This is a genomic window from Kitasatospora putterlickiae (genome assembly GCF_039527695.1).
GTDB classification, from domain to species: Bacteria; Actinomycetota; Actinomycetes; order Streptomycetales; family Streptomycetaceae; genus Kitasatospora; species Kitasatospora putterlickiae.
On sequence record NZ_BAAAKJ010000284.1, the window covers coordinates 1 to 1,272 of the forward strand.

The 1,272-nt window shown below is 79.8% G+C and carries 2 protein-coding genes; both read left to right on the forward strand.

What is annotated here, in order from left to right; all coding sequences use genetic code 11:
• Positions 1-903 (forward strand): baeRF2 domain-containing protein (locus ABD308_RS27650; RefSeq protein WP_344340000.1); only part of this gene is annotated, 903 nt, incomplete at its 5' end.
• A 77-nt stretch (positions 904-980) separates the two neighbouring features.
• Positions 981-1,272 (forward strand): ANTAR domain-containing protein (locus ABD308_RS27655; RefSeq protein ID WP_344340002.1); only part of this gene is annotated, 292 nt, incomplete at its 3' end.

Consider the following 1,272-nt stretch of genomic DNA (forward strand, 5'->3'; position numbering starts at 1 on the left):
GACGTCCCGCTCGCCGCCTCACCGCCCGACGTGGACGCCGCCTGGGCGCCCCTGCCGCACACCGCGCCCCTGCTGGGCCTGCTCGGCGACACCGCCGCCACCTGCCTGATCGCCACCGTCGACCGGACCGGTGCCGACCTCGACCGGCGCGACCTCGGCCGCACCGCGCCCCTCGGTGCCGTCGACACTCCCCAGTGGCAGGGCCGCGGCCACCGCGCCCCGCCCGCCGACCGCTACGAGTGGCACTACCGCCACCGCCGCGAGGACGCCTGGGAGCGCACCGCCGGCATCATCGCCGACCACCTCGCCCGGATCTGGCCGGAGAGCGGCGCCCGGCTGCTGGTCCTCACCGGCGACGCCCGCGAGCGCCGCGCCGTCCACCAGCGGCTGCCACGCCGGCTGCTCCCCGACACCCTGGAGATCGACGGCGGCGTCCGGGCCGCCGGCACCGCCCGCGAGGCCTTCGAACGCAGGCTCACCGAGGCCTGGGCCGCCCACCGGGAACGCCGCCTGGACGAGGCACTGGACGCCTTCCGCTCCGGCGTCGGCCGTCCCGGCGAGCACACCGGGACGGCCGAGGGCGTCGAGACCGCCCCCGGCGCCGCCGCCCAGGGCGTGCCGGCCGTCGTCGAAGCCGCCCGGCGGCACCGGCTCGCCACCCTGCTCCTGCAGGAGGGCGGCCACGACCCGGACCGGCCGGTGTGGACCGGGCCCGAACCCGACCAGGTCGGCGTCCGGCGCAACGAGGTGCGGGGCATGGGCGTCCCCCACCCCGGTCAGGCCCCCGCCGCGGACGCGCTGCTGCGCTGCGCCGTCGCCGACGGGGCCGACGCCCTCGCCGTCCCCGCGTCCGTACCCGGCCCGGCCGGCGGCCTCGGCGCCGTGCTGCGCTGGCGGGAGTGACCGTGCCCGGTCCGCCGGCCGCCTCGGGGCGCGATCCCGCGCGCCCCGGCAAGCCATCGGGCGCCGAGGAGACCGCCGTGCTGCGCGAGGCCGTGGACCGGCTGCGCACCGAGGCCGAGGGGCTGCGCCGGGCGATGCGCAGCAGGGGCGTCATCGAGCAGGCCAAGGGCATGCTCACCGAACGGCTCGGCTGCACCCCCGACGAGGCCTTCGAGCACCTGGTGCGCCTCTCCCAGGACACCAACCGCAAGGTGGCGGACCTCGCCGCGGGCCTGGTGGGCGTCGCCGCACCACCGCCCGAGGCGCCCGAGGAGCCCGAGGCGGCCCAGCGGTCCGAGGGGCCCGAGGCGCCCGGGACGGCCGGGACGG